The organism is Vibrio sp. QJM3NY_15 (genome assembly GCF_057785995.1).
This window is the reverse complement of record NZ_CM173518.1, coordinates 491,098-514,868: the sequence shown is the minus strand read 5'-3', so window position 1 is coordinate 514,868 and position 23,771 is coordinate 491,098. Positions and strand designations below refer to the sequence as shown.

Here is a 23,771-nt window from a genome sequence, read left to right as displayed (position 1 = left end):
ATTTTGGACAAAAGCACGTTAGAGTATGGGTTCTAACGTGCGAGATTTGGATTAGAAAAAGTATCTTGAAACCTTAAACGTTTGTTATACCCGTCCAAACAGTATTTTTGACAGTGAATTTTGTAGGATACCCCAACTACCATCAGGATGATTTATAGGTAAAGGTAGAAGATCGTCAGATGAATAGTTTAACCAAAGTTCAATCTGATGCTCCTCTCTTTCCGCTCTCACAGAAATAGCCACATATACATCTAAAACCACACTACTAGGTGTATCACAGCGTCCCCCTAAACACTTAAATTCAAGCAACTCAAAATTATCGAATGTTTCTTTGACTTCTTTCGCTGATTTACCTCGGTGCTTCCCCACTAGATGGTACATATGGGGAACTATCTTACCCCATTGTTTTTGCTGCCAACTGTCAAAAAAAGTATTGGCGACTTCTGATGCGCCTGTTCTTTCAATAAATAAAAGATCATTCTCACGCTTATCAAACTTCTGTAAGTAGTTCGTCAACTCTTCATTTTCTTTCGAAACATGTTGCTCAGCATCGAGCTTACGCCTTTTGTAAGACTCATCTTTTTTATCACGGTACCAAGTACGTAATACAAACAATATATTCCAACATTTAGCTGACACACTCGCATTGGCATAATTCACATCTCTGCCATGTAAGATTCCATTCCTGAAAGGAACGAATATTTCATCGAAATTTGTTTTTGTTCGACTTTTGGTCAGAAAGTTTTTTTGTAAATACGTAAAAGCATCATCATATTGACATATAGAATCCCACACGCCTATGTTCGATTCTTGGGCGAATAGCCCAAGATTGCTAATATCATTGGAGATACCATCAATAGCGATTAACAAGAGAGGGACAACTGCACCATAATTTTTCTGCAACTGCAGTTCTTTTGCATTGCTCAGAATATTTGAACGTTTTTCAAATTCTTTAGCCGTTGATAAATGTTGCATAAAAAGGGAAAGTCCCTCATCAACCCCTTTAATCAATACATCCTCAGCTTGAGAAAACTTTTCGCTCAGAGCTAACATCACAGCCTCTTCGCAACACGCTAGCGGTAAGTAATTATTTAGCACCCAAGCCTGATCTTTAAATAATGAATTAAAACTTTTGATCACAGACAATACAGACGCATCTCGTTCAAGCTCTGTAGGTAATATCCCTAGACTTTTTAATGTATCGTACATAGTAACCAACCTATCTACGCTAGGATTATTTGATTCATTAAAGTCCATTTTTCCTCCGGAGGGTATAACGCTTTTTATACGGCTTTTAGCCGCTTTTTAATACTCCTATCATGCAGCCTTCCCAATCACAGTTCAATTGATAATCAATAGGTTAATGAGAGGTGTTGGGTGTTAGATTGCAAAATGACGCATGATTTTTAAAAAGCTTACTTCGACACTCCCTCGGATAACTACAGGTAAGGAAAACGTACAATCACAGATTGTGAGTGAACTTTCACGCTGAAAAGAAATGGGGCAAAGACGTGTTTGCTATAGTCGGTTCACATAACCTCTGCCGAGTGCACTAGCAGAGGTTATGTGACAAGCTTATTGGAATCGAGCAAAATATATTGCCTTCCGACAGTTGAATCGAACCCTCTTACAAACAAGTAGAGAATTGCTTGTGTGACTGATAACGACAATAACCTTCTACTCGCTGGAGCAGGTACAGGAAAAACAAGAGTTGTGGTCGGAAAAGCAGGTTATTTAGTTAACATTTGCCACTAATAGACCCTAAGTGAGTTTTCCTTCCCATATCGCACCAAAAAAGAACAAATAGTTGATAGAGTGTGGTTGTATACGGCAATCACAAGAGCAGAGAGTGATTGCCATATCGTTGGTAGCAGAGAAGGTTTTAAAGCCGTAACTTGCCAACTAAGTAACTCGCACAAGCGTAACCGTTATCTTGTAGATCTTTTCGACTTATCGTTGACGTCAGCAAAGCCACTAACCTTTACGAAACGCATATTTTGACTCCTATTCAACTGTAATTTGAGCAACCTTTACGATAGTTACATTTTGTGTAAAGCTTGTTCTGCATAGCTCTATGGGTGCAGCGGCGGCAATACGGCACATTGCACTCACTCACTCGCTCAATTTTAAGTGAAAGTGCTATCCATATTGTGATTTTGAAACGCTGAAGCAGTCTTTGTCACTGCAATGGCTGAGTAAAGAAGAAGCGCCAGAGATGTTAGGTAAGATGATCTCTGTTGGCGCGTTGGCCTCGTTAATCACTTATGGCTCAATTTGGGTTATGCTAGAACAGCTCAAGCTTGATTTTGCATGGGTTTATGGCATCACTGGGGGCATCGGTTTCATTTTAGTATTGGTGATGACCTTTGGTTTTCCTGAATTTCAAACCAAGACCCAGCAAAATAAAAAACTGGTGTTGAGGAAGCGTTACTGGCTCTACTACGCGCTAACGTTTATGAGTGGCGCAAGAAGACAAATCTTCACGGTGTTCGCAGGCTTCTTGATGGTAGAGAAGTTCGGTTACTCAGCCGCTGACATAACGCTATTGTTCTTAATCAACTACTTATTTAACTTCTTGTTCGCAAAACGCATTGGTAAATTTATTGGTGTGGTGGGTGAGCGGAAGGCGCTGATTTTTGAGTATGTTGGTTTGATTGGTGTGTTCGTTGGGTATGCTTTAGTACAAACGGCGGAGTGGGCAGCCGCGCTGTATGTTGTCGATCATCTGTTCTTTGCGTTGGCATTGGCGATCAAAACCTACTTCCAGAAAATAGCAGACCCTGCTGATATGGCTTCAACCGCGGGTGTCTCTTTCACCATCAACCATATTGCAGCGGTTGTTATTCCAGTCGCGTTTGGTGTGATTTGGTTGTCTTCCCCTGCGACAGTTTTTTACATTGGTGCAGCAATGGCAGTGGTTTCTCTGGCGCTGTCTTTAAACATTCCTAAGAAGCCTGAAGAGGGTAACGAAGTCCGGATGTTTAGCTGGCGCTAAGTTGTTTTCAATTTGATGAGATAAACAAAAAGCTCCAATAGCGATATTGGAGCTTTTTTGTATGCGCTGTTTGATGATCAAGAAGCGTTATGCTCTAAACGGATTATGTCCTATGTCCTGTGCCACCTGCTTTTCTAATGAGCCTGAAAAACGTTTCTTGTAGCTGCGTAACATGCTCAGGCTGAATATGGCTGTTACGGTTTCCGCGAACAGGATACTCGCCCAAATTCCTTGTTCTGGGAATAGCTTTGGCAAAATCATGATGCCCAAGGCGACAAACACAAAGCCGCGCCCAAGGGATATTAGTGTTGCTTGTTTAGGTTTAGCTGTTGCCTGAAATAGGTTGGCGATCACTAAGTTGATGCCCATCAGCGGCACAGCAAAGAAGAAGAACGTCAATGCGGTTGATGACAGTGCAATCAAATCACTTGATTCACCCAAATAGAGGGCTGCGATTTGAGGAGCAAACAGGTACACAATAACCATAAACACTAAACCGCTGCCAATTGCACTTTTTAAACCTAAGCGAAAAATCGCTTCGATACGACTTGGCTGGTTGGCACCATGATTAAAGCTGATGATTGGCTGGCAGGCTTGAGCGATTCCGACCATCACAAACAGGGCGAATACCCCGATGTTTGCTGTTAAGCCATAGGCGATAATATGATTCTCACCAAACTGATGCAGCAACACGTAGTTAAACAATAAGATTGTCATCGCTGCGGTTACTTCAATGAAGAATGTCGGCGTACCTATTTTTAGGATGCTTGGCAGTTTGCCCAAACCAATCCCTTTTAAGCTCAGTTCCAAGGTGCCTTGTTTACGTACAAAGTGGCTTAATAGAATACAAGCGATAACACCTTGTGCGATTGCCGTACCGTAGGCTGCCCCTTTCATGCCCCAGCCAAATTCTAAGACGAAGAAGTAGTCCAAAACTAGGTTAACGACAGCACCTATCGACATCGCGTAAGTCGCCAGTTTTGGGTTGGTATCGTTCCGAACAAAGCACGACATGACCCAAGCTAATGAGTACAACACAAAGAATGGCAGCATCACAGACAGGTAATCGTGAGTCAGTTCAGCCATGTAACCAGAAGCGCCCATTAATGCAATCATGTCGTTTAGAAAATACAGAGCGATGCTGACTGAAATGGTGCTAAGCACAGCGGTACTGAGCATTGATTGGCTAAAAAGGGTTTGACCCGACGTTGTATTTCCTTTACCGACTTCAATAGACATAAGAGCCGCACCGCCAATACCTACCATCATCGCGATAGCGGTAAATATTGAGAAAGCAGGGATGGTTAGAGCGATAGCACCAAGCCCATCAGGGCCAACACCGCGTCCGACGAACCAAGCATCTCCCATGATAAAAAGAGACTTGATCACCATGCCCGTTAGTGCGGGCCAAAGGTATTGATAAAAGGATTTTGAGATCGGATCGGTTTTGAGGTTGATGCCCATTCCAGAAAGCTCCCAACAAATTGGATGAAATAAAGAGGGAGAATTATCCGAACTTAATTGGATTCTAAAAAGGGATTATCTGCGTGTTATGTTGCACTATCTGCACATCGAGCTCGAAACTCTGCAGGAGACTCTTTCATCTGCCCACGATAAAAACGACTGAAATAAGCGGGGTCTTCGAAGCCGAGTTCAAAGGCGATGGTTTTAATTGTCTTGGTCGAAAAGATCAATTCTCGGTTCGCTTCCAAGATGGTTCGATCATGGATTAACTGAGTGACCGTTTTACCTCGTTCCGCTTTGACTATTTCGTTGATGCGCTTGTTAGTTATCGACAGTGCTTGCGCATAAAACTCGCAATGTTTGTGCGTTGTGTAATGTTGTTCAATCAAGTCAACAACCTTGTTTACTCGGCTGTCGCGCACTTCGCCTTTCAATGAGGACTGGGTTGCGAAGCGTAGTATGTAGCGCAAAAAACTATTAACGAGAGATTCTACTAAATCCCAGTCGTTGTCCTCTCGATCACACTCTTCTTTGATCATGGTGAAAATAGGCAGCAGGTAGCGGTTGCCTTCTTCGTTGCAGTCCAAATAGGGAGGACGACTTTGATGCATTGCAAAAACGGTATCGACCAGCTGTGTGTTGCGATGATTGGTTTTGACAAAGCCAGGAGTAAATACCAGTAAACGAGCATTTTCTCCCACTAGTTCAGAACGGTGAACCTGGCCGGGAGCAATGGTAAAAATACGTCCGACTTTGTTGTCGTAGTCGACGAAATCAATACTTTGGCTACCCAGATTATCCACGCACCACACCAACTCCCAATACTCATGCCTGTGTGGTTCTAAGAACGCGTCGTCATCATTTTTAGACAGCTCAGTCGCACGACAAGGCTGACCTTTGATTAGGCGAACGTGTTTAATGGGAGTTCTCATGGTATTCCTATGCTGAAGACCTGCGCTTTGCAGGGAAGGCAATAGCCGACTGTTCTAGCTGGTTCTAATGTAGTCGATAGCGACGGTTAAGTCATTCACTTGGTGAGCCGTGATAGTGGTGAAACAAACTGGGGGAGTGGAAAGGAGTATGTGATCAACATTGCGAGTGCAATTCGTTCTCTAAGCAAAACCCTAGAAGCTCATTGCGAGTTTCTAGGGTGAATTAATATATCAGCTAAATAGCGCTTAGTTGCAGCTTGCCGTTTTTAGCGAAGAACGCAGTTTGAAGATGCTCTTCGGTGCCTTGGTTAGCAAGATGCCACAAAGCAGAGGGATCATCATAAGCAGAGACTGTTCAGATAGAACTTCACCATTGACGTAGCAAGAGATCAGTAGAGCAACAACTGGGAAGATGAGGAAGCAGATAGACGCTTGGAACGGTGTCGAAACCTGACCTAATTTAAAGTAAGCCACAATGCCGCCAACACTTGCTACAAAGCCTAGGTAAACCACGGCTGAGATTGAATCCCAAGTGAAAGACTCAACATTCACGTTTTCACCCATCGCTGAAACGGCGAATAAGAATAGAGCAGCAATCAAACTTGGTACGGCGTTGTAGGTTAGAACTTCAATCCCTTTGCAGTGCTTTTGAACCAGCACATACATCACTGCATGAATGGCAACAGCAAGGCCTAAACAAATCGTGCCAATCAGGTAGTCATCGCCACCCATTTGCATTTCGGTGCCAAGGATTAAACATAGGCTGACAACCGCGGTGATCAAGCCGAAGATTTGATGCTTCGCCAAGCGCAGGCCTAGGAATAAGCCAGACATCAGCATGACAGCAACCGGCATGTTCGCGAAAATGATCGATGCCAAACCAGAAGAGATGTATTGCTCACCGTAGATCATTAAAGTAAACGGAATAGCGAAGTACATCAGCGCGACAATGAGCAGCCATTGACGCTTACCCTTCGGAAATAGCAAAGGTTGTTTAAAGACTTTCGCTAATACCGCAAGCAGAGGTGCTGCGAGTAGAAAGCGTAAAGCAGTGGCAAAAATAGGTGGGATAGAATGCAATGCCACTTCCATAGCGAACCAAGTGGTTCCCCAAATTAAGCAAACAGAGACAAAAAGCAAGATAGTTAGCGACTTCGAATTCATGGTGACTACTCTTTAATAATTATTTTAAATCATAGGCTTGTAGCGCCTTAATGACGTGGCACAGTATAAGTAGGTAGTCGGAGAAAAATTTTGTCTTTTTGTCTCTAATTGAAGGTTTTTGTGGAAATTAAATCTATAATATAATCTTTACGTATAAAATTTTTCCATGAAAATGAGTTTTGTTAAAGGCATTATTCTTTGTAAGGTCTAATGCAGAACGATAAATCGTCAGTTCAGCGGATTATGATTATGTGGTTGAAAGAGATTAAGAATAAGATTCAGCGTGTTTTTTTAGGTGTTCAATAAAGGCTCGAATTCTGGTTGGCACCTGTAATCCATAGTTGTGTACGATATAGAAAGGGGCTTCAAGAACCTGATCTTTAGGTAAGGTATTTACCAATGTCCCTTTTCTCAAGTCTTCTTCAATTGCTTGTTTAGGTAAACAGGCAATCCCTAACCCCGATAAAGCCATCATTCGTATGGTTGGGACACTATCTCCAACTCTGTTTGCTCTGAATTGGTAGGTATTTACTTTGCCTCTATGGGTTTCAAAGCTTCGTTGACTGTTGATACCTTCCCATTGATTGGCAATGTAGTCGTATTCGGCAAGATCACTTGATGTGATGGGCAACTGAATTTGTGCCTTGGTCAGGTAATCAGGATGGCAACATAAAACTTGCTGAAGATCTCCGAGCTTGATGGCTCGAGATGTTGAATCAGGAAGATCTCCAACTGTGACCGATAGGTCTATGTATTTGTCGATAAGATTTAAGCGCATGTCGCTGGCCAATAGTTGAGGCTCTATACGAGGGTGGCTCTTCATAAATTCGCACATTGCTGGGCCAACAAGGTTTGTCATTAGTGTGTGTGGAGAAGTGATGGTGATAGTGCCAGCAAAATCAGAACAGGACTCGCGCACTTCTTCTTCCGCAAGCGACATTAATTTTCGCATTTCCAAGCATCGTTGATAAAAACGTTGTCCAGCGTCGGTTAAGGATTGGCGACGTGTTGTTCGAGTGATTAATTTCACACCAAGGTGTTGCTCAAGCCCTTGTAAATGATGACTAACAACAGATTTTGAGAGGCCTAGCTTATCAGCCGCTTTCGTTATGGAGCCCGATTCTACAATTTGGGCGAATACTTGCATGCGATGTAATTCGTTTTTCATGGTGGTTATTGTCTCACTAAATCGAACTATGTTTGAAATTCTACGGTATTTATCTATTTTAACAAACAAGTAAGATTCTCCTCGTACCTTACAAAAATAAGATAATGGAGAGAATGATGACTATTTTAGTGCAATTTACCTTGAGCCATACTGAAGATAAAACGGCAGAAATCGTTGAGTTTTTTAACGAAATATTGCCAGATACTTGTACTTTTAACGGCAACTTATCTGCGGAGCTTTATCAAAAAGATTTGTCTGAAAATTCCTTGGTTTTATTCGAAGAATGGGAAAGTACGGCTCATTTCAATGAATACATTGCTTGGCGCAAAAACATCGGTGATTTTGACCGTTTAGGCGCGATGCTTACGGATATGCCAGCTATCACCGTCATGTCTAAAATCGTCACTACACCTGAGGTGGAATGATGAATAAAATATGGAGCCCTTCTACCGTTCCAGCTCCAGCCGCTAATTATCATCAATGTGCGTTGATCCCCGCTGGTTCAATGCGGTTGCACATTGCTGGGCAACTAGGGATAGATAATGAAGGTATGGTGGCTGAAAGTGCGGAAGAGCAGATTGTATTGGCTTGGACAAATTTGAGAGGAGTGCTTCAGGCAAACCAAATGGATGTGGAAGATCTAATCAGTGTAAGGCTCTATTTGGTTGATCGGAATGATATGTCTGACTATCAAGCCGCAAAGCAGCGATTGCCTTTCGATGTTGGCGGGCTTCCAACAACATTACTGTTTGTTCAGGGACTCTTTGATGAGCGATGGAAAGTTGAAATTGAAGCCGAAGCAGCAAAATTGATTTAAGTAGCTAACCGTGTGCTCAATTGATACGAAATATCATGACATGGAGAAAAAGCCCCTTTATTCGATTAGACCATAAAGGGGCTCATCATGACCAATGTGCGACATATTCCTTAGCGTGCTGACATTTTCATTTGGAGAACACTTGCGTGAAAAATGCTACTGGCAGCAAAGTTATAGCATTGAGTATTGAAAGTTTACTTTGTTCAGCGCCATACTGATTGAATACGCAGAGCGTGGTACTAGGAGGATGTTTGAAGAACACCATCGACTTAAACTTATATCGCTTTTTGGACCTGCTTTATGATCAGCAATCTCAGGCTAAGGTTTGTCATACCTTAGATATTAGCCGTGCGACGTTCAACCGACATTTAGCCGATTGCCGTGATTTGTTTGCCAATGAATTGTTTATTGCGACAAAGGGAAATTATGCTCCGACTTTGTTTACCACTCAGTTGATGCTGGTGGTGAAAGAGCCACTTGAGCAGTTAGAGCAAGCGCAGCAAATCTCTCAGTCGTTTGAGGGAACGGATGCCAATATCGAGTATGTGTTCCATGCTGCCAATCCTCTTAGCACTCTATTGACGGTACCGCTGCTTAAAGGGTTATCCAACACAGACTACCATCCTAAAATATCCATGATGGACTGGTCGTTAGAAGGGGTTGAGTATCCCCAAGCAGGCACTCTTGCTGTTGGAATATCAGGATACCCGAATGATCTTAATGATAATCTTGTAGAACGGAAAGTGGGGTCGCTTGCCCTGTTTGCTTATGTGGCGGACTCACATCCACTCGCTGACAATAAAAACATAGACCTCACTCAACTAGAGAACTTTGATACGGTTCGTGTATCGATGGGGACTCTAGATGGCAACTCTTACTATGAGCGTCTACGAAAACGGACTGGTATCAAGCTAGAACAAAAGCTTACTGTTGCTTCGGTATTTTCAGCATTAGAGTGTGCTCAAGTGAGCCAATATGTGTTTATTGGATTCAATATGAATGATGCATCGATACTTAGTGGGCTTACTAAAATCCCCGTAGTGTTCCAAGGTGAGGAAATCTTCTTTGATGTGGGGATTCAATACCATCGTGCTTGCTACCAACACCCGGTTGTTAAACGTATTGAAGGACTGTTGTCGACTTGCTTAAAGGCGATTTAATTGAACTGGAAAGGTGAATCGATATTGTATCTTTTGGTAGCTGAGCGTTAAAAACTTATCAACTATCAACTATCAACTAAGAGTCAGATAGAAAACCAATTAAAGAGAATCAAAAAACGCGCCTAATGAAGGCGCGTTTTTTAGTTTACGGGAAATAGATTATTTGAGAGCGAAGTAGATTACTCAACGTGTTCCACATCTCCTGGTTTCCATGTTTTGTCATACCATGCTTCTTGTGGTCCATATAATCTCAGAATCGCAAACCAGCCTTTACCCGGTACGGTTTCAATCCAGTTTGCTTCTTTTCCTTTTGGTGGTTTCGGGCCAAAGTACAAATCGACTGAACCATCTTTGTTTTCGACAAAGTCATCACGCTGGTTATTCTTACTTGGCAATGGTTGGCTCGTTTGCAGCTCTGAGCGAGTTTGCGTGTCGTAAGCCACCACGGACCAGAAGTTTTTCGCAGGAACATTCGCAGGAATATTCACTTTGTAGTTTTGGCTACCATCGAAATACTCACCGTCTTTCGCCTGATCAATCAGCGCGTATTGTGAACCTTTGTCGATAAGCTTAAGTGCCATCGCAGGTGTGTTTACTGTTGCAACATAGAAGAAATAAGTTCGAGCATCTAGGTTGCGTCCACCTTCACCTTTGTCGACTAACCATTGGTAATCTTTACCAATAAATGCAGTTTTCCATAGGCGATCATCATAGATGTAGGCTTTTTCATCTCGTGGTTGGAAGTACAGAGATCTAGCCGTTGCGTTGCCAATCGCTACCCCATCTTTCATCAGCTTCTGCATGCGTTCGTCAGGAGCAAAAGGCTTGTTCTTTTGAATACCAATGCTCGATAGTAAGCCGCGCAGTTCTGGGTCGATAAACGAGATTGGCTCTTTATCCAATACCGTTTTTATCTCTTTGTAGAAATGCTCGTCGTTCGCATGAATGGTATTGAACGGTTTGCCACTACCTGAGATGAACTCCATTTTTGGTTGATCATCTTTCTTCGCTAACGGGTAGATTTTTAGTTTCTCTTTGTAGGCTTTCATCGCCGCATCGGTTTTACCGTCTTTCAAGAAGCCGCGAGCAATAAACCAGTTAGTGTAGCTGGTGGACTGCGAAACAAAGTAGCCTTCCGGCACTTCACCTTCATAGCCAGGAGGCAGAATTAGGTATTTACCGCCTTTGCCTTTATCGGGTCCGACAATGCCTAAGTCGGTGACAAAGCGAAAGAATGCATCATTAACGGTCGTTGGGCCCATGCCTTCAGGAACCTCAATGACTGTTGGTCCATCTTTCTCTAAATCGAGGAAGACAGAGGCATAAACGGTATCGGTATTGCCCGTTAAGAATAGTGGGTTGGAATCCATCAGTTTATCGAACACAACGACTTGATTTGATGACTTTGAACCTAATTCAACGTGCCCAAGGCGCAGCGCTTCTACAGATGCCATAGGAATCGCGTTGAGAAACACCTCTGTTGAGCGAAGTGTATCGAGGTTGTCATAAAGCTTTTGTGCGGTTTCCGCCGTTGGTGCACCATCTTTAAAATTCAATTCACCGATGCTGGTTTGCACGGTATCTGGAGTCATGATGCTTGGAGGAATCTCAGTATTGTAGTTTTCCGTAGCAAGTACTTGGTGTGATATGAAGATACTGCTCGCTAACACAAGTGCTTTCAACTTCGATGTAATCATGGTGTCACCTTTAAGTTTTGTTTCGATGCGCTTACTTTATGTTAGTTGAAAAAACATATCTGATACGTTGCAGGCTCAAAAATGAGCTTTGAATCGAAGGCTTAAGGTGTAGTTACTAAGTAGGTTGCCAAAATAGGCTTTAGATTGGTCAGATAAAACAAAACCCGCACTGGGCGGGCTTGTTGAGTTCGGTTATTACGGTGCGAGCTTATTGCTGCACTTTGCTTTGCGTAACGGGTTTGACCGTTTTGGTTTGTCTTACTGCGAGGATAAGTTGCGGTAGCAACGACATTACGATCATGCCTGTCATTAATGAGTATTGAGTGGGAGTAAACGATTCGCCCATTAACACCATGCCTGTCACGATGCCCGCAACAGGGTTAGCGATACCGCCAAAAGTAAAATCAACTACTGACATACGTTGTAGCAACCACACATACATGCCGTAACCTAGCGCAGTGTTTAGCCCAATCACCCACAATAGACCCATCGCATTACGAGTATCGAAATGAGTGACAGCGTTAACATAAGGTTGCGGGTCGATGAACGCATGAACGCTTGAAGCGACAGACAAAATCGTACCACCCAGAATCAGCTGCCACGTTAACACCTTCCACCAATGCATGCGGTTACCGAGAGACTTAGTCAGACTGCTGCCGATGACGATACACATGATTGCAGCAAACATTGCACCTAAACCGATTGGGCTCAAGGCGATCTGACTTGGGTCGAACAGTATCCACGCTAAGGTGATTAAGCCAATACCAGACAAGGCTTGAATCAAGTGCGGACGCTGTTTCTTAACCACCCAGTGGAAGATCATCGCGAACACAGGTACGGAGATCATACCCACACCTGAAATCGCCGAAGGCAGCGTTAGTGCCATCACAAAGATCAGGCCAAAGAAGGTTGCGATGTTAATCAGACCTAAGGTGAAAATGATCTGCCACTCGCCTTTTTTTGGCAGGCTAGGTTTTACTGCAAGCAGCAATAAGCCAGCAGGCAAGGCGCGTAAAGCACCAAGTAGCAGAGGAGGCCATTCCTGAAGAGTAAACTGCGTCACTGCATAAGTTGTTCCCCAAAAGAACGCGGGGATCATCGCGAGTAATATGTTCATATGAAATATCTTTACGTTAAGATAACTAATTGTGTGAACTGTATACTTAGATCATGTGGTTGTAAAGTATCTTTATGTTAAACTAGTTTGAAGTAATCAAGACTAATAACGGAGCGAGATTGCAAATGGATGCTATCGACCGCGTAGTAGAGCAATGGGCAAAGGAAAAGCCTGAGCTAGAAACTGAGCCTATGGCAATGATGGGCCGGATTATGCGTATTGCCAAGTATATGGAGACTCAAGTTGCCGAGCTTCATAAAAAATACGACATGAAACTCGGTGAGTTTGATGTGCTGGCTACGTTGCGACGTTCTGGAAAGCCTTACCGACTCACGCCATCAGAATTGATTGGGTCGATGATGCTAACATCAGGCGCGATGACCAATCGCCTTGATAAATTGGAAGCTAAAGGGCTGATCAGTCGTGAGCACAGCAAAGAAGACAGACGCAGCGTGAGTGTTCAGTTAACCAAAGATGGTCTTATTCTGATTGACCAAATGATGACTGAGCATGTTGAAATGCAGAAAAAGCTGGTTAAATCTCTGTCTGCGAGCCAGAAGAAAAACACCAACCAACTTCTGAAAACATGGTTGAGTGCGTACGAGTAATCGACGTGAGTTAACTCAAACTGATTTGAAAACCGAAGTGATGAGCTTCGGTTTTTTTGTGTCTTCTATTTGGTGTCGCGCGACTTAGTCTCGGTTAATTTGGGACCAGAACTGAGCCAGAAAACCGAACAAGTTCCATTGATGTAATTCAATATTTTAGGACATCCTATTTAAGACTTCCCGTTATCAATAGAGAGTTCCCATCCGTATATTTCTCGTATTCCCACGATACAGAGATCACTAAAATGAAACTTAAAATAGCCCTTAGCGCAGCACTACTTGCAACGTCATTTGCATCCCATGCAGAGTTGAAAATGTCGATCAACGAACAAACCAATGGCGTCGTCGTCACCGTTTATCAAGATGGAGAACGCTTCCCTAATGCGCAGGTCACCACCAATATTCGCGGGCAACAAGTGACAGAAACATCAGACAGAGGGCAAGCCTTTTTCTATAAGGGAAATATCCCGAGGGTATACCGGTTTGAAGCAACCACACCTCAAGGCGAGAGTGTCCAACAAAGTCGATTCATTGGACGAGATAAATAGATTTTAGGAGTGCATGAATAGAATCGAACTAGTGAGTTTGAGCCGATGCTCTCCAGCACTTTTCTAACTTTTTCAAAGCGAGTGTTTTGGCTTTTTCCATGTTGCCGATTTGCCACGCCAGTACGATATCAACGGTTCTTGCGTGGCCAATTTCCACTAGACTTCCAACTTCTAACTCGGATGTGATTAATTGCTTGGGTAGAGTACCGATACCGAGGTTACGTTGAATTGCCGCCAACTTACTGCTCATTGAACTGACCGTACTGGTTTTTTGGTTCAGTAAGATGTTTTTGGTAATTTTAGGCGCAGACTTAGCGGTATCGGCCACTGCGATGATCGTGTGTTCACGTCGTGTGGATTCACTGAGCGGATTTGGCTCGTTTAAGATGGAGGCATTTTTCGCAGCCACCCAGATCATTTCTACACTGCCGATAGTTTTACTGTTCACGGTATTTGGTAGCTCGATATTGGGCATCGATGAGATCAGAATATCTGCTTTTCCTGAGATTAATGCCTCCCAGCCTCCCGACAAAATATCCTCTTGAACATACAGTTGCGTGCCGCATTCTGTTGCCATATCAGCGATTAATGACAACGCAATGTCTTGTCCGATAATGCCATCATAGGAAACAAACAGTTCGCTTTCCCAACCACTGGAGAAACGTTGTATCTGGTTTATCAGTTCATCGGATCCCGCTAGCAACTGGCGACCATTTTCCACCAACATTTCTCCTACCTGAGTAAACACGGCTCTGTGTCCTGATCGATCTAAGATCAAGATGCCGAGTTCGTCTTCCAACTTTTGAATCTGATAACTCAATGCAGAAACGGATCGATTGAGATGCACAGAGGCTGATGAGTAAGTCCCTTCACGTTGTAGAACATCCAATATTTGTAAGGTGTCGAGCGGCAGTGTTTTCTTCAGAGTCTTCATAAAATCAATAAAAGTGGGGCAAGTGTTCAATGAATTTCAGGCAATGGTAACAGCATTGAGGCTGTTCAATCTTCGGAATTAGTCAGTAATTTGTATGCGAGTATGTCTACTAAAATTTCAAACAAGTTGTTCTATTTTTCTCGTTATCATCTTAATGCTAAGTCGAATAACCTATCGGCAATGAAACTTATTAAGGCTTAGAATTATGAACACCCGATTGAACGACACACTGACTTTTTTCGCGCGTATTTTATTGGCTTACTTGTTTATTCAAGCGGGTTGGGGGAAGCTATTTAGCTATGAAGGAACGGCGGGGTACATGGCTTCTCAAGGAGTCAGCGCTCACTTGTTGCCTTTGGTTATCTTGCTTGAACTCGGTGGCGGACTTGCGATTCTAGCTGGATTTATGACTCGCTTTACTGCGTTGTCGATTGCGTTTTTCTCTTTGGTTTCCGGTGTTATGTTTCACTTCGACCCAAGTTCGTCGGGTCAAATGATTCATTTCTACAAAAATGTCTCAGTTGCTGGTGGATATCTGGCGTTAGCGGTACTTGGTGCGGGATCGTTTAGTGTTGATTACTGGCTGTCTAATAAGTTTAAGCAAGGGACTAAATGGACGCGCTTAATGGTTCTTGTACGTTAGCGTTCTTTGTCTAACCACACCTTATTCGTTAGTGTTGTTGGTGCAACTTATGAATAAAAAAACCGAAGCTTAAGGCTTCGGTTTTTTGTTTCTGAATCAGAATTTAAAGTAATGTTTCAGTATGGTTTGTTTTGAATACGGTGCTAAGTGACGGATTAAGCTTGCAGCATCTCATCACTGAACAGCTCTGCGCAGCCAATACCATTAATGGCGCAGCTCTCGTCGATGTCTGAGATGTCACCGCTGACCCCAATTGCACCCAATACCGTTTTATCCTTGTCTCGAATCAGTAGCCCCCCTGGAACTGGCACCATGTTTCCGTGTGCCAGCACGTTTACGGCGGAGATGAATGCTGGTCGGTTGTCAGCATCTTGGGCGAGTTTTCTAGAGGAACAACCCAGTGCGAGTGCCCCCCACGCTTTAGCAATCGCGATGTCTGGTCGCATCATGCTAGAGCCGTCTTGACGTTGCAGAGAAATCAGCTTGCCACCGCTGTCTAAGACGGCGACCGTCAAAGGTTCTGTGTGGATCTTGTTTCCCGCTTGTAAGGTGCCATCAATGATGGTTAACGCTTGTTGTAGAGTCAAACTTCCCATGTTATCTCCTAGTTTTTCAAGGGGCCGTGTACCAAGCTAAGTCAGCCAATCATTACTCTTGTTGTGAATATCATCGACTGATTCAGCTCGGTACAAGAGTCCTAACTGGACTCTTGTAATAGCCCATAGCTGGGTAAAGTTAGGAAGGCAGCGAACTCATCGGCTGTAGAAAGTTGATAGAAAAGATCGGCTGTCTCTTCAAATCGACCTGCTGTATAGCGCGAGTCTCCGACTTCATGTTTTATCGTGTCTAGCTCTTGGTAAAGCCAAGAGTGGAATAGTGATTTGGTAAAGGTTTGGCCGTCATCAAGCGTGACACCGTGGTGGATCCACTGCCAAATATTAGCTCTCGAGATCTCAGCGGTGGCGGCATCTTCCATAAGGCCGTAAATAGGCACACAGCCGTAGCCTTGAATCCAAGCTTCGATGTAATACAGCGCGATGCGTATATTCTTACGTACTCCTGCTTCGTCGCGACAGCCCTCACAAGGTTTTAGCAACGAGTCTGCATTGATCACATGCTCTGGGCTTTGGAAATCCATTTGGTTTACTTTGCCATCGAGGTGCTTATCAAAGATCGACATTGCCAAATCAACCAGTGCCGGGTGCGCGACCCATGTGCCATCGTGTCCATTTTGAGATTCTCTCTGTTTGTCTTCGATAACCTTGGCGGTTACACGCGCCATTTCTTGCGGATCTTTTGCTGGAATAAAGGCAGACATACCACCCATCGCCAGTGCGCCGCGAGCGTGACAAGTGCGTACCAACAGTTGGCTGTAGGCGTTAAGGAATTCTTGATCCATGCCGATTCCATGACGATCTGGCAGGATGCGGTCTTTATGGTTCTTCAGCGTTTTGATATAGCTGAAGATGTAATCCCAACGGCCACAGTTCATCGCAACGATGTGATCACGCATGGCGTACAAGATCTCTTCCATTTGGAATACGGCTGGTAGCGTTTCGATCAATACTGTCGCGCGAATGGTGCCTTTGGGTACATGGAAATAGTTTTCGGTGAAGCTGAAAATATCGTCCCACCATTGTGCTTCTTCCATGCTTTCTAGCTTTGGAATGTAGTAGTAAACGCCTAAGCCTTGTTGTGCACGTGATTGATAGTTGTGGAAAAAGTACAAGGCGAAGTCCATCAAGCAACCGCCGATAGGCTGATTGTTGAATTGGATAGATTGCTCAGGAAGGTGGATCCCTCGTGGGCGTGCGATCAGCAGTGCAGAATCGTCGTTTAATTGGTAACGCTTCTGCTTCTTCTCATCGAAATAGCTAATGGTGCCAAGGTTGGCGTCTCTAAGGTTGATTTGCCCTTCGACCATATTTGCCCAAGTAGGAGAAGACGCATCTTCAAAGCAGCACATGAAGACTTTCGCGCCTGAGTTTAGCGCGTTGATCACCATCTTTCTTTCGATAGGTCCGGTGATCTCTACTCGGCGATCCAGTAGCTCTGGTGGCGGTGTCGCCACTTTCCACTCTTTATTCTGGCGAATGGAAATGGTGTCTTTTCTAAAGTTGGGTAACTCACCCTCGTCATATTGAGCTTGTTTTACGTCGCGGTCACTTAGCAGGGCATGACGGCGATCTCCAAACTTATTGACGAGAGCTTCTAAGAATTTTAATGCATCTTTAGACAAGATCTCTTTGTACTCGGAGTTGTCCATCTTCCCAAGTACCTGCATACATTGTACTTCTTCTCTCTCTTTTACGTCATTCATCATTGTTGTCTCCTTTAAACAATACGATGTCATTTTGTATACAAAATGCTCTTTTTAAGGATATTTATATTGTAGAAATTGTAAACAAGCAAACGGTATTTAACATTTATTTATCATTTGATCTTTTTGTAATTTATTTTTACGTAAAGATATTTTATGTAAAGCAATGAATTGTAAGCTTTTCAGGGTGAGTGCGTACTTAATGGGACGGGGTTATGTAACAAAATTGTTTCATTCTTGGGTTGATAAATAGCGAGGATGGTTCATAGTACACAAAAGTTAGTTTAATTGTATACAATCTGAACTGGAGGTTCGAATGGCAATTATGAAAGCGATTGAAGCAGCGGTAGAAGTGCTTAAACGTGAAGGTGTAGACATCGCATTTGGTGTTCCCGGCGCAGCAATAAACCCTATGTATGCGGCTATGAAAAAGCTCGGAGGAATCGACCACGTCTTAGCTCGCCACGTAGAGGGTGCATCTCATATGGCTGAAGGGTACACACGTACCAATCAAGACAATATCGGTGTGTGTATTGGTACCTCTGGCCCTGCGGGAACGGACATGATCACGGGGCTTTATTCGGCGTCTGCAGATTCGATCCCAATTCTATGCATCACAGGCCAAGCGCCCCGTGCTCGTCTTCATAAAGAAGATTTTCAAGCGGTCGACATTGAATCTATCGCTAAGCCAGTCACTAAGTGGGCAACCACGGTGCTGGAACCTGCACAAGTGCCACGCGCATTCCAAAAAGCCTTTCATTTGATGCGTTCGGGTCGCCCGGGGCCAATTCTGATTGATCTACCGATTGATGTTCAACTGGCTGAGATTGAGTTTGATATCGATACCTATGAACCACTAGAGCCTTACAAACCGCAAGCAACTCGCGCGCAGGTTGAGAAAGCATTAACTATGATGTCTCAATCGGAAAAACCGCTGATTGTATCTGGTGGTGGCGTGATTAACGCTGGCGCATCTGAATTGCTACAACAGTTCGCCGAAATCACCGGTGTGCCAGTGATCCCAACCTTGATGGGCTGGGGCTCTATCCCAGATGATCATGATTTAATGGCGGGTATGGTGGGGCTACAGACTTCTCACCGTTACGGTAACGAAACCATGCTCAACTCTGACTTCGTGTTTGGTGTCGGTAACCGTTGGGCCAACCGTCATACCGGGTCCGTGGATGTTTACACCGAAGGTCGTAAGTTTGTACATGTGGACATTGAACCAACTCAAATCGGCCGCGTGTTCTGCCCAGATTTAGGCATAGTCTCTGATGCGAAAGCTGCGCTAGAGCTAATGGTTGAAGTGGCGCAAGAGTGGCGTGACGCTGGCAAGCTACCAAACCGAAATGCTTGGGCAAGTGAGTGTCAGGAACGCAAATCGACCATGCTGCGTAAAACCAATTTCGATGAAGCGCCAATGAAGCCTATGCGTGTTTATGAAGAGATGAACAAGGCATTTGGTCGTGACACTTGTTATGTGAGCACCATTGGTTTGTCGCAAATCGCTGCCGCTCAGTTCCTGCATGTTTATAAGCCGCGTAACTGGATCAACTGTGGTCAAGCTGGCCCACTAGGTTGGACAACACCAGCCGCATTAGGCGTACGAGCGGCTGATCCAAATCGCGATATCGTTGCTATCTCTGGTGATTACGATTTCCAATTTATGATCGAAGAGCTGGCAGTAGGTGCTCAATTCAATCTGCCATACATTCATGTGTTGGTGAACAACTCGTATCTAGGCTTGATTCGCCAAGCTCAGCGCCAATTTGATATCGATTATTGTGTACAACTGGCATTTGATAACCAGAATGCGCCAGAGCTTGAAGGCTACGGTGTTGACCATGTAGCGGTTGTTGAGGGTTTAGGCTGTAAAGCGATTCGAGTTCGTGAACCAGAGCAAATTGCCGCTGCGTTTGAACAAGCCAAAGAGTTGATGAATAAGCATAAAGTGCTGGTTGTTGTTGAGCTAATTCTTGAGCGAGTGACTAATATTGCGATGGGCGTAGAGATCAACGCCATCAACGAATTTGAGCCACTTGCCGAAAGCCGCGGCGATGCTCCAACGGCGCTGGCGTACAAGTAATCATTAAGTAATGTGTATCCGTAGAGCTGAGGTTTAGCTCTACGGAAAGTCTCCAATAGAGCGAGGCTTTACTACAAACAACCAGATTTTTACAGATAAAGAATAAGGACAGAGTCATGGCAAAATTTGCAGCAAACTTGTCAATGTTATTCACGGAAGTTGATTTTATGGATCGCTTTGAGGCCGCCGCAGAAGCGGGCTTTCAAGGTGTGGAATACCTTTTCCCTTACGCCTTTGATGCTCAGGCGATCAAAGCAAAGCTCGACGCTAATAACCTAAAGCAAGTGCTATTTAATTTGCCCGCGGGTGATTGGGAGGCTGGCGACCGTGGTATCGCGGTAGACCCAGCAAGAGTTGAAGAGTTTCAAGCGGGTGTACCTAAAGCCATCGCTTACGCAAAAGCGCTCGGTTGTACTCAAGTGAATTGCTTGGCCGGGATTGTTCCGCAAGGTGTGACCCAACAAGATGCGCAATCGGCGTTTGTGATTAACCTGCATTACGCGGCGAACGCGCTAGCAGCAGAAGGCATTAGCTTAGTGATAGAAGCAATCAATACCCGTGATATTCCGGGCTTCTTCTTGAACACGACTGAGCAAGCCAAAGCGATCATCAAAGAGGTAGGGAGCGATAACCTTTCTATCCAATACGATATTTATCACATGCAAATTATGGAAGGCGATCTTACGCCGACCATGCAACAAAACATTGGCCAAATCGCACACGTGCAACTGGCGGATAATCCAGGCCGACACGAACCGGGTACCGGAGAAATCAATTACCCATTTGTGCTCAATTATCTTGATGAGCTTGGCTATCAAGGCTGGGTTGGCTGCGAATATAAGCCAAAAACAACGACGACAGAAGGCCTTGGTTGGCTACACCAGTACCGTTAATTGCGTCTGGTAACTCTCAAACGTTAAGGAGAACAACATGTCTAAAATTGCATTTATCGGAACTGGCATCATGGGTAAACCTATGGCGAGTAACCTTCAAAAAGCAGGTCACGATTTGATTCTGTCGGATCACTTTAATGCAGCACCTGCCGACCTTGTGGCAGCGGGCGCAACGGTCTGTCATTCACCAGCGGAAGCGGCTGAAGCAGCAGATATCGTTATCTTAATGGTGCCGAATACACCACAAGTTGAAGATGTCCTGTTTGGTGACAACGGCGTCGAGAAAGGCCTAACGGCGGGTGGCGCAACGGGGAAACTGGTTATCGACATGAGTTCGATCTCGCCAATCGCGACCAAAGCAATCGCAGCGCGAATCAACGAAGGCGGGGCGTCATACCTTGATGCTCCGGTTTCAGGTGGTGAAGTGGGCGCAATCAATGCAGCGCTGACTATCATGGTGGGCGGTGAGCAAGACGCCTTTGATAAAGCCCGTCCTCTATTCGAAATCATGGGTAAGAACATCACGCTAGTGGGTGATAACGGCGCAGGTCAAACTTGTAAGGTCGCAAACCAAATCATTGTGGCGCTGAATATCGAAGCCGTGTCTGAGGCGTTAGTATTTGCTTCGAAAGCAGGCGCTGATCCAGCACGCGTACGTCAGGCGCTATTAGGTGGCTTTGCCAACTCTAAGATATTGGAAGTACACGGCGAGCGCATGGTTGAAGGCACATTTGATCCTGGCTTTAGAATCTCGCTTCACCAGAAAGACCTGAACTTAGCGCTAACGGGCGCACAAGAATTAGGTGTCGCACTACCGAACACGGCAAATGCACAAGAGCTGTTTGGCGAGTGTGCCGAAATGGGCGGTGAAGGTTGGGACCACTCTGCGCTTATCCAAGCGATTGAGAAACGTTCTGACCACTCGATTCGTTAATTAATTAGGGCTGCTATCGATTCGTAGCCCAACAGTTTGTTTATAAATCGCGTAGTTTCGTCTCCTTTTATACGCGTTCCTGATACGAGGCAGAGGTTGAAGTTGTTCCTTTCCAACTTGATCTTAGCAGGCACCCTTTGGCCTTGTATTGGGGTTCTTTTTTTCTCCGTCAACTAAGGAGTGGCTGATGGACATTGATGCTAAACAGTTTCTGCAAACCCTTTTCTCAAGTGCTGTTAATCAGGCGCTACCCAAAAATCACATCGAACCTTTTCTTCCTCAAGACATTTTTTATCGCTCTGCTAATCAAGCCGGGCGTACTGTGGTGATAGGGGCAGGAAAAGCGGCCGCATCAATGGCAGCAGAGCTTGAAGCGGTTTGGCAGGTAAAGAAACAACAAGACCTTGCGTTGCGTGACCTTGAAGGCTTGGTGGTGACTCGTTATGAACACACCGCCCCTTGCGAACATATCGAAGTGATTGAAGCGGCGCACCCCGTGCCAGATGCGATGGGCTTAGAAGTGAGCCAACGTATGCTGCAATTGGTGAGTGGCTTGAGTGCCGACGACACGGTGATTTGCCTACTGTCGGGTGGTGGTTCCGCTTTGTTAAGTCTGCCCGGTGGCGACATCAGCTTGGCAGAGAAGCAACAAATCAATAAGGCGTTGCTTAAATCAGGCGCCGCCATTGATGAGATGAATTGTGTTCGCAAACATCTATCTTCGATAAAAGGCGGTCGACTCGCTAAAGCGGCGTATCCTGCAAGGGTAGTGTCACTGGCGATTTCAGATGTGCCGGGCGATGACATTAGTGTGATTGCCTCTGGCCCAACCGTATCCGACACCACCACGCGTTTTGATGCGATGGCAATTTTAGAACGTTACCAAATAGAAACACCACGTTCGGCATTTGAATGGTTAAATAATCCAGAGTCAGAAACCGTTAAGCCAGATGACGTCTGTTGGAAAAATGCAGAGCACCATATTATCGCCACCCCGATGTCGGCATTGGAATCCGCTGCTGCAGAAGCTGAAGGTTTGGGCATTCCGGCTTATGTGTTGAGTGATTGTATAGAGGGAGAAGCGCGAGATGTCGCCAAGGTTCACGCTGCGCTGGCTAAGCAAGTGGCCAATCACAAGCACCCATTTGCGACGCCTTGCGTGATACTTTCTGGTGGCGAAACCACAGTAACCGTTAAAGGCAATGGTCGTGGTGGGCGTAACTGTGAGTTCTTATTGAGCTTGTATAATGAGCTTAAAGGCCAAGACAACATATTTGCATTGGCTGCTGATACCGACGGGATTGATGGGGTGGAAGACAATGCGGGCGCGTGGATTACCCCACAAACATGGCAACAAGGTTCGAGCTTGTCGCTTAAAGCGCAAGACTACCTCGATGCCAACAACAGCTACGATTTCTTCAAGCAAGTCGATGTGCTTCTTACCACGGGGCCGACGCTGACCAATGTGAATGACTTTCGCGCAATATTGATTCTTTAACTTGAACAGTTCAAAAACACGGTATGGAATGGTCGCTTCTTAACAAATAGAGCGGCCATTTTATTGTTATCAATGCGGTGACCTTGAGTTCTGAGATTATCTTCTGGACTAATGAAGCACGTTGATTACTATGATTTTAGTAACGAGCTGTAAAGGATGCAATATGTCTAGGATCAGACAAAAGAATCAAGATTTAATCATCGAAGTCGCGTGTGAACAATTCGCCACTCATGGTTATGCCGCAACAAAAATGGCTGACATCGCAAAAGCGGCCGACATTCCCAAACCTAACGTATTCTATTATTTCAGCTCTAAAGATAAGCTCTACAACGCTGTGCTTGAAACCGTCACTCAGCCCTTGCTAGAAGCATCTCGTCCGATTGAAGAGCTGAGCGATCCTGTTGAAGCCTTGTCTCAATATATTCAAACCAAACTGATTATTTCTCGCGACCATCCACATGCCTCTAAAGTATTTGCCAATGAAGTGATGTCGGGCGCGAAAGTGCTGCCGAAAGAGATCGGTGATGAGCTGTATAAGCAATCCCAGATGATTCTTGATAAGTTCTCAACGTGGTCAGCACAAGGCTTAATGGATGACGTTCCCGCACACCACCTAATGTTTACCATCTGGGCAGCCACCCAAACCTACGCCGATTTTGGCTGGCAGATTTGCAGCGTAATGCAGAAAGATCAGCTCGATGACAGAGACTATGAAGATGCCGCTGAGTTCATCACCCAGCTAGTGATTAAAGGGTGTGGTGTAAAAGGAAAGGTGGAATAGTTCATTCCC

21 protein-coding genes and 2 pseudogenes are annotated in these 23,771 nt (G+C 44.7%); 13 read left to right on the top strand and 10 right to left on the bottom strand.

Annotation, left to right across the window (positions count from 1 at the left end):
* Positions 1 to 84: 84 nt before the first annotated feature.
* Positions 85 to 1,257, bottom strand: coding sequence for a hypothetical protein (locus AC3CKG_RS18775; RefSeq protein WP_372126850.1), 1,173 nt, complete (start codon positions 1,255 to 1,257; stop codon positions 85 to 87).
* Between the two features lie 354 nt (positions 1,258 to 1,611).
* On the opposite strand from AC3CKG_RS18775, the pseudogene AC3CKG_RS18770 reads away from it, so the two are divergent.
* A pseudogene (locus tag AC3CKG_RS18770) lies at positions 1,612 to 1,743 on the top strand (UvrD-helicase domain-containing protein); the annotation flags it as partial.
* Positions 1,744 to 2,155: 412 nt separating this feature from the next.
* Positions 2,156 to 2,995, top strand: a pseudogene (locus tag AC3CKG_RS18765) (MFS transporter); the annotation flags it as partial.
* 87 nt (positions 2,996 to 3,082) lie between these two features.
* Here the strand turns inward: AC3CKG_RS18765 and AC3CKG_RS18760 are convergent.
* The 4 genes from AC3CKG_RS18760 to AC3CKG_RS18745 all read right to left on the bottom strand — a co-directional run bounded on the left by AC3CKG_RS18760 (position 3,083) and on the right by AC3CKG_RS18745 (position 7,723).
* On the bottom strand, positions 3,083 to 4,459 hold the full coding sequence (locus AC3CKG_RS18760) for an MATE family efflux transporter (RefSeq protein WP_488529775.1): 1,377 nt from the start codon (positions 4,457 to 4,459) through the stop codon (positions 3,083 to 3,085).
* Between the two features lie 86 nt (positions 4,460 to 4,545).
* Positions 4,546 to 5,391, bottom strand: a complete 846-nt coding sequence (locus AC3CKG_RS18755) for a helix-turn-helix domain-containing protein (RefSeq protein WP_102351848.1) — start codon at positions 5,389 to 5,391, stop codon at positions 4,546 to 4,548.
* Positions 5,392 to 5,637: 246 nt separating this feature from the next.
* The gene (locus AC3CKG_RS18750) at positions 5,638 to 6,555 is read right to left on the bottom strand and encodes a DMT family transporter (protein WP_488529774.1); all 918 of its coding nucleotides are present in this window, start codon (positions 6,553 to 6,555) and stop codon (positions 5,638 to 5,640) included.
* 265 nt (positions 6,556 to 6,820) lie between these two features.
* Complete coding sequence (locus AC3CKG_RS18745; RefSeq protein ID WP_102351846.1) at positions 6,821 to 7,723, bottom strand: LysR family transcriptional regulator; 903 nt, start codon at positions 7,721 to 7,723, stop codon at positions 6,821 to 6,823.
* A gap of 113 nt (positions 7,724 to 7,836) precedes the next feature.
* On the opposite strand from AC3CKG_RS18745, the gene AC3CKG_RS18740 reads away from it, so the two are divergent.
* The 3 genes from AC3CKG_RS18740 to AC3CKG_RS18730 all read left to right on the top strand — a co-directional run bounded on the left by AC3CKG_RS18740 (position 7,837) and on the right by AC3CKG_RS18730 (position 9,700).
* Positions 7,837 to 8,148 carry a putative quinol monooxygenase gene (locus AC3CKG_RS18740; protein ID WP_102280308.1) on the top strand — a complete coding sequence of 104 codons (312 nt, stop codon included), beginning with the start codon at positions 7,837 to 7,839 and terminating at the stop codon, positions 8,146 to 8,148.
* The gene (locus AC3CKG_RS18735) at positions 8,145 to 8,540 is read left to right on the top strand and encodes a RidA family protein (RefSeq protein ID WP_081279881.1); all 396 of its coding nucleotides are present in this window, start codon (positions 8,145 to 8,147) and stop codon (positions 8,538 to 8,540) included. Before AC3CKG_RS18740 ends, AC3CKG_RS18735 begins: the two co-directional genes overlap by 4 nt.
* Before the next feature lie 251 nt (positions 8,541 to 8,791).
* The gene (locus AC3CKG_RS18730) at positions 8,792 to 9,700 is read left to right on the top strand and encodes a LysR substrate-binding domain-containing protein (RefSeq protein WP_488529773.1); all 909 of its coding nucleotides are present in this window, start codon (positions 8,792 to 8,794) and stop codon (positions 9,698 to 9,700) included.
* 179 nt (positions 9,701 to 9,879) lie between these two features.
* Here the strand turns inward: AC3CKG_RS18730 and AC3CKG_RS18725 are convergent, their stop codons facing one another.
* Together AC3CKG_RS18725 and AC3CKG_RS18720 are read right to left on the bottom strand one after the other, a co-directional pair.
* The gene (locus AC3CKG_RS18725) at positions 9,880 to 11,397 is read right to left on the bottom strand and encodes a DUF1254 domain-containing protein (RefSeq protein WP_102351843.1); all 1,518 of its coding nucleotides are present in this window, start codon (positions 11,395 to 11,397) and stop codon (positions 9,880 to 9,882) included.
* A 208-nt stretch (positions 11,398 to 11,605) separates the two neighbouring features.
* On the bottom strand, positions 11,606 to 12,514 hold the full coding sequence (locus AC3CKG_RS18720; RefSeq protein ID WP_099165882.1) for a DMT family transporter: 909 nt from the start codon (positions 12,512 to 12,514) through the stop codon (positions 11,606 to 11,608).
* Positions 12,515 to 12,639: 125 nt separating this feature from the next.
* Here AC3CKG_RS18720 and AC3CKG_RS18715 point away from each other — a divergent pair, with 125 nt between their 5' ends.
* Positions 12,640 to 13,122, top strand: coding sequence for a MarR family winged helix-turn-helix transcriptional regulator (locus AC3CKG_RS18715; RefSeq protein ID WP_017054932.1), 483 nt, complete (start codon positions 12,640 to 12,642; stop codon positions 13,120 to 13,122).
* Positions 13,123 to 13,367: 245 nt separating this feature from the next.
* The gene (locus tag AC3CKG_RS18710; protein ID WP_488529772.1) at positions 13,368 to 13,670 is read left to right on the top strand and encodes a hypothetical protein; all 303 of its coding nucleotides are present in this window, start codon (positions 13,368 to 13,370) and stop codon (positions 13,668 to 13,670) included.
* Positions 13,671 to 13,698: 28 nt separating this feature from the next.
* Here the strand turns inward: AC3CKG_RS18710 and AC3CKG_RS18705 are convergent, their stop codons facing one another.
* A complete protein-coding gene (locus AC3CKG_RS18705; RefSeq protein ID WP_488529771.1) occupies positions 13,699 to 14,604 on the bottom strand; it encodes a LysR family transcriptional regulator in 906 nt (301 codons plus the stop codon).
* Between the two features lie 205 nt (positions 14,605 to 14,809).
* On the opposite strand from AC3CKG_RS18705, the gene AC3CKG_RS18700 reads away from it, so the two are divergent.
* Positions 14,810 to 15,247, top strand: a complete 438-nt coding sequence (locus AC3CKG_RS18700; protein WP_076667234.1) for a DoxX family protein — start codon at positions 14,810 to 14,812, stop codon at positions 15,245 to 15,247.
* Between the two features lie 155 nt (positions 15,248 to 15,402).
* Here AC3CKG_RS18700 and AC3CKG_RS18695 read toward each other — a convergent pair whose 3' ends face one another.
* Both AC3CKG_RS18695 and aceB read right to left on the bottom strand, forming a co-directional pair.
* Positions 15,403 to 15,843 (bottom strand): GlcG/HbpS family heme-binding protein, encoded by a 441-nt coding sequence (locus AC3CKG_RS18695; RefSeq protein WP_004732837.1) that lies wholly within the window; start codon positions 15,841 to 15,843, stop codon positions 15,403 to 15,405.
* Between the two features lie 101 nt (positions 15,844 to 15,944).
* Positions 15,945 to 17,570, bottom strand: a complete 1,626-nt coding sequence (gene aceB / locus AC3CKG_RS18690) for a malate synthase A (protein WP_488529770.1) — start codon at positions 17,568 to 17,570, stop codon at positions 15,945 to 15,947.
* 313 nt (positions 17,571 to 17,883) lie between these two features.
* On the opposite strand from aceB, the gene gcl reads away from it, so the two are divergent.
* From gcl to AC3CKG_RS18665, 5 genes are all read left to right on the top strand, one after another.
* A complete protein-coding gene (gene gcl / locus AC3CKG_RS18685) occupies positions 17,884 to 19,656 on the top strand; it encodes a glyoxylate carboligase (RefSeq protein WP_488529769.1) in 1,773 nt (590 codons plus the stop codon).
* A gap of 116 nt (positions 19,657 to 19,772) precedes the next feature.
* A complete protein-coding gene (gene hyi, locus AC3CKG_RS18680) occupies positions 19,773 to 20,549 on the top strand; it encodes a hydroxypyruvate isomerase (protein ID WP_488529768.1) in 777 nt (258 codons plus the stop codon).
* 37 nt (positions 20,550 to 20,586) lie between these two features.
* On the top strand, positions 20,587 to 21,483 hold the full coding sequence (locus tag AC3CKG_RS18675) for a 2-hydroxy-3-oxopropionate reductase (protein WP_102556181.1): 897 nt from the start codon (positions 20,587 to 20,589) through the stop codon (positions 21,481 to 21,483).
* 187 nt (positions 21,484 to 21,670) lie between these two features.
* Positions 21,671 to 22,981 (top strand): glycerate kinase type-2 family protein, encoded by a 1,311-nt coding sequence (locus AC3CKG_RS18670; protein ID WP_488529767.1) that lies wholly within the window; start codon positions 21,671 to 21,673, stop codon positions 22,979 to 22,981.
* Positions 22,982 to 23,144: 163 nt separating this feature from the next.
* A complete protein-coding gene (locus AC3CKG_RS18665; RefSeq protein ID WP_372094623.1) occupies positions 23,145 to 23,762 on the top strand; it encodes a TetR family transcriptional regulator C-terminal domain-containing protein in 618 nt (205 codons plus the stop codon).
* Positions 23,763 to 23,771: the final 9 nt, after the last annotated feature.